The following is a 4,120-nucleotide window of genomic DNA, read 5'->3' as shown; positions in this document are numbered from 1 at the left end:
GTGGCTCAGCTTAGCGGCGGCAATGCCCTGGCCGGGGCATCGGGTGCGGCGATGGGGGAATATATTGCCTCCCAGGTGTATGCGGGAACCCAAGCAAAGGATTTGACGGAAAGCCAGAAGACGATGGTGTCGGCGCTGGGGACGCTGGCGGCGGGGCTGGCAGGCGGCCTGGCCGGTGGCGATGTGGCGAGCGCGGTGTCGGGGGCGCAGGCGGGGAAGAATGCGGTTGAGAATAACTCGCTGGCTGGGGACGAAACGAGGAAGTCGGTTAAGGAAAGTGCTACTTATTGGAAAGATCAGGTCAGGAATAAGCTGGGAGAGGGAACGACATCTTCGATAGCAAATGGGATCATTAATGCCATTGCTGAAACGGGAGACACGGCGTTAGGTTCTGCAGACTATGTTGCAGATGCTGCGATGGCTCTGGCTTCTTGTGTAGCGGGAGACAGCTATTGTAACAAAGCTCTGAGTGATTTATCCGGGAAGAATCAAGCCGTGGCCGACAGTGTCACCGCGTTGATGAACAGTGACACTTGGTCAATCGTGGTCGACACGATAAAACAGGCATCTGAGGGAAATCAGGCGGCGCTGGAAGCCACTGGCGGGTTGTTGGCCGGAGTGATAATACCGGGCAAGAAAATTCCGCATGCTCCAAATGCCGGGGCGGTTGGAAATATGGGTGAATTTTTTAACCGGGCAGGATTTGGTAGTGAAGTCAAAGTGTTATCTAAGAAAACAAGTAAGCTATATCAAGGGCAAAGTGTTTATAAAGCGGATAAGCCGATCGGTATTTATATTAAGAGAGGCGATCAATTTTATTTGGATGCTAAGCATAAAGATCATATCGAGATTTTTGATAGTACAGGGGCAAAAGTCAGAGCTGTGATTAACCTTGATGGGTCATACAATAAGAGTAAAACTGAAGCAGCAATCAAAGAAGGGCGGAGGTTGTCGAAATGATAAATATTGATTTTTTAGATGAGTTTAGCCGAGAGTATCTGATTTTTTTGGAAAAATCGGTAGGTGAAAAGTTGCAGAGTGATGAAATTTATCTAGCTGAAAATCATTCTGTTGTTGATAGCATTCAAAGTGACATAGAAAATATTAATCTTTCTATCGCACTTTTTATTAAGGCTAGAAATAATAATGATGAATTAGCGATGCGAGCGGCTTTATTACATATTAGAAGTTTTATGATGGGAGTGTATGGGGTTTTTTATCAAATAGTAGAGGATATTGACCATTTTATCGAACTCCCTGACAAGATATCCTTCCCGAAAGACTATAAGATTCCGGAGCATTACAACTATCCGATTAAATGAAACGTATTCCGGCCAAAAGTGACTAGGATTATTTTCTTTCAGCCCTAAATCCTCGATTTTCCCGCCGCCGCCTCTGAAATACTTGGGCGCGGCGGTGACTTGCAGTTGTTCCGCGTCGGTGATACCGGATTGGTTAAGCTACTGGCCACCCATTTTTCGATCCCCATAATACGACAACCTAGGATCCTCTAATGTGATGTGATGAAAAAGATATTTATTGTAGCACCGCAGTACGGCGCCTAATCGGGCTTCAGTGACGTATACTCCCATCAAAGCTATACCACTAAGCAGGCCAAAGGCGAAAACGGTACCTTTGCCCCCGATCTTTAACAAAGAGCACGAGCAGCAGCGGCTGCAGCAAGCCAAGAAGATTGGCGACATCGCCACGCAGGTCAGCGGCATTATCGAGATGCAGGGGAAGATCGCCGCCGCCAAGGTGGGTACCGCCAAAGCCGATACTGCCAGCGCTGAAGAGCGCAGCGCCGCCAGGTCGCAATGGGAGCAGGACCATAAAGGCAAAACCGCGACCCAGGCGGATATCCACGACCAGCTGTTTGCCAGCGCCTATCACGCGGCGCTGGTCGCCGCTGAAATGCAAACCGGCGGTGAAATCAAGCGGGCGTCCCAGTCGGCGATAGCGGTGGTACAGGGCCTGGCGACCGGCAATATTGCGCAGGCGATAGCCGGGGGCAGCGCCCCCTATATCGCCCATATCATCAAGAAAACCACTGCAGCAGGCCCGGAGCGACTGATGGCCCATGCGGTGGTGGGGGCGGTGGTAGCCCAACTCAGCGGTGGCAATGCGCTGGCCGGGGCATCGGGTGCGGCGATGGGGGAATATATTGCCTCACAGGTGTATGCGGGGATTGAAGCGAAGGATTTGACGGAAAGCCAGAAGACGGTGGTGTCGGCGTTGGGCACGCTGGCGGCAGGGCTGGCAGGCGGCCTGGCCGGCGGCGATGTGGCGAGCGCGGTGGCGGGGGCGCAGGCGGGGAAGAATGCGGTAGAGAATAACTTCCTTAGCCCGGAAAGTATGCCGAAGGGGCTGCAGGATTATGGTCAGTCGGTACAGTCTTACGTGCAATATGCGCAGGACAAGAATCTGCCGCCGGAACAGGTACAGGCCGATCTGGCTCGGATGGTGAAAGGCGATCTGCCGGAAAGTGCAGATATTATTAAAGCCATTCTGAGTAATAATCCTGGCTCAGATACGGTAATGGCATTGCTGGATGCAAAAGAGTCGAAGGACTATGCTCTGGCGCTGTTAACATCAATCCCGGCAGAGAAAGCCTTATCACTGGTTGGAAAAGCCACTGGTGTTATTTCTAATAAAATCCTGATCAGTGCGGCGGAGAAAATATCGACGGCCAAGCCGGGAAAACAATCAGCCATACCAAGGGACCTTAATGAACAAATAGTGTTGAAGCAGGTGCAGGAAAACCCTGCAAAAGGTGAAATACTGCCAGGAATGAATTCTGATCCTCGTTTTCCTGCAAGTGCAGGATTCCAAAAAATGCAGGCAGTTCAGAAAAATGCTGAAGGGAAATCAATCACTATTCATTATCAGTACAATTCTACTACGGGTAAAGCCTACGATATAAAAATCGATACTCCTCAAAGAGTTAAGGCTAACCCAGCAGATGTGATCGAGAATATCAAAGGGCAGGTTAAATGAAAATAAAAGAGAAAGATGGAACCATAGTTGATGTGTTCGCCATATATTGGCTTGAAAATGAAACTCTATTTTTAGGGTTGCCTAAAAACTATGGTGGTTTACTTGCTTATAAATCAAGAAATGTTCAAGTTATTGATTCAACTTTATATGGCACATTTAAGTATTTTTCCACGCATATAAAAGGGATATATCATTGGGCTTTAATAAAAGAAGCATTATTGGATGATATAATAGAGCGAGACGAAGTCGCTTATAACCGTTTCCTTGAGATCTTGAAGGCAGAAGGCCAGGTAAATCCTGACTTCTATTAGGGATTAAAAATCCCGACCATCGAGCCGGGATTTTACTTTATATCCAGTCAGTTATCGGCTTATCTCTGCGGCTTACTGATGACTTCGATCAGCTCCGTCACCTGCCGCTGCTTGCGGGCCGAGAACTTACAGACCTTACGCAGGGTCTGCATTATCTCCGGCTCTGGCGGTATGGGGGACTGCTTTTTCACCGAGAGGATAAGGCAGTCTGGCAGCACCTTCACCTCAATGAGAATACCGGTCGCAAATCCTGCCTCTTCCAGCCAGCGTCCCTCAAGGATCACCGCAGGCAAAGGATTATACTTCGCATCGCTGGCATAACTGACGGTATAACAGCGGGTTGTGGATACAACCGGTTCTGGCTTAGTATGTGTCTCAGCCATTATCAACTCCTTGCTAGTTGGTTGTGATAACCGTGCAGGGCAGCCAGCTGCAGGCAGGCAACGATCTGGGTCTGACCGCGCTGACCGATGTCAAGCTGCTGTCGGCCAGCGATACCTCGGTGCTGGACGGCACCAACTCCAGCCTGGGCGGCTCGCTGGGCATCGGCTTTAATATCGGCCAGGGAAAATTGGGACTGACGCTGAATGCCAGTGTTAATATGGGCCGCAGCAGCCAGCAGGGCGAGGGCGAAACCCATACCCTGAGCACCGCCAATGCCGGCCATGGGCTAAATATCGTCAGCGGCCAGGATACCCGCCTCACCGGCGCCCAGGTCAGCGCCGCCAGGTCGCAATGGGAGCAGGACCATAAAGGCAAAACCGCCACCCAGGCGGATATCCACGACCAGCTGTTTGCCACGGCCTATAACG

The 4,120-nt window shown here is 50.4% G+C and carries 6 protein-coding genes; 5 read left to right on the top strand and 1 reads right to left on the bottom strand.

Annotated features, from left to right (window positions below; translation table 11 throughout):
• The 4 genes from EDC52_RS19635 to EDC52_RS19620 all read left to right on the top strand — a co-directional run.
• Positions 1 to 960 (top strand): VENN motif pre-toxin domain-containing protein (locus tag EDC52_RS19635; RefSeq protein ID WP_165911776.1); only part of this gene is annotated, 960 nt, incomplete at its 5' end.
• Complete coding sequence (locus EDC52_RS19630) at positions 957 to 1,322, top strand: hypothetical protein (RefSeq protein WP_131868024.1); 366 nt, start codon at positions 957 to 959, stop codon at positions 1,320 to 1,322. The genes EDC52_RS19635 and EDC52_RS19630, both read left to right, overlap by 4 nt.
• Positions 1,323 to 1,635: 313 nt before the next feature.
• Complete coding sequence (locus EDC52_RS19625) at positions 1,636 to 2,997, top strand: VENN motif pre-toxin domain-containing protein (RefSeq protein ID WP_230468111.1); 1,362 nt, start codon at positions 1,636 to 1,638, stop codon at positions 2,995 to 2,997.
• Positions 2,994 to 3,308, top strand: coding sequence for a hypothetical protein (locus EDC52_RS19620; protein ID WP_131868020.1), 315 nt, complete (start codon positions 2,994 to 2,996; stop codon positions 3,306 to 3,308). Before EDC52_RS19625 ends, EDC52_RS19620 begins: the two co-directional genes overlap by 4 nt.
• Positions 3,309 to 3,367: 59 nt before the next feature.
• Here the strand turns inward: EDC52_RS19620 and EDC52_RS19615 are convergent, their stop codons facing one another.
• A complete protein-coding gene (locus tag EDC52_RS19615; protein ID WP_131868017.1) occupies positions 3,368 to 3,691 on the bottom strand; it encodes a SymE family type I addiction module toxin in 324 nt (107 codons plus the stop codon).
• A gap of 32 nt (positions 3,692 to 3,723) precedes the next feature.
• Here EDC52_RS19615 and EDC52_RS19610 point away from each other — a divergent pair.
• The coding region (locus EDC52_RS19610; protein ID WP_230468110.1) for a hemagglutinin repeat-containing protein at positions 3,724 to 4,120 on the top strand (397 nt) is incomplete at its 3' end.

Origin of the sequence: Biostraticola tofi (assembly GCF_004343195.1) — a bacterium.
GTDB lineage: Bacteria > Pseudomonadota > Gammaproteobacteria > Enterobacterales > Enterobacteriaceae > Biostraticola > Biostraticola tofi.
This window is presented reverse-complemented; position numbering and strand designations above follow the sequence as displayed.

Excerpts from the sequence above, each read along its gene's own strand:
- EDC52_RS19630 (WP_131868024.1), top strand. The coding sequence starts at position 957 with ATGATAAATATTGATTTTTTAGATGAGTTTAGCCGAGAGTATCTGATT.
- EDC52_RS19615 (WP_131868017.1), bottom strand. The coding sequence starts at position 3,691 with ATGGCTGAGACACATACTAAGCCAGAACCGGTTGTATCCACAACCCGC.
- EDC52_RS19620 (WP_131868020.1), top strand. The coding sequence starts at position 2,994 with ATGAAAATAAAAGAGAAAGATGGAACCATAGTTGATGTGTTCGCCATA.